Origin of the sequence: Pseudoalteromonas sp. S1609, from assembly GCF_005887255.1 — a bacterium.
Classification (GTDB): domain Bacteria; phylum Pseudomonadota; class Gammaproteobacteria; order Enterobacterales; family Alteromonadaceae; genus Pseudoalteromonas.
Genome location: NZ_PNDJ01000125.1, coordinates 1 through 313, shown reverse-complemented (window position 1 = coordinate 313; position 313 = coordinate 1). Strand labels below are relative to the sequence as shown.

Annotated in this window: 1 pseudogene; it reads left to right on the top strand. The window is 44.1% G+C overall.

From position 1 onward, the window contains the following. Positions 1-313: pseudogene (locus CWB76_RS19015) on the top strand (transcriptional regulator TyrR); the annotation flags it as partial.

The following is a 313-nucleotide window of genomic DNA, read 5'->3' as shown; positions in this document are numbered from 1 at the left end:
ATATCAATAATTTACTTAAAGGTTTTAATTTTACCCGTTGGTTAGAAGGCAAAGAAGTACTTGGGCAAACTACCCGTGTAGAAGTGGCAGGTGAAGACTTTATTGCCGATATTTTACCTATTGCTGTACCACAAGGCAGTGAGGGGGATGTGTTAGCGGGTGCGGTAATTAATATAAAATCGCAAAGCCGCCTAGGTCAGCAAGTGAGTGCGTTTAGACGCTATGGCCAAGAAAGCTTTGCGACAATTCACAATTTTAGTACGGCGATGCGTCGTGTTGTACGCGAAGCGCGTAAAATGGCGCAACTTGAAGC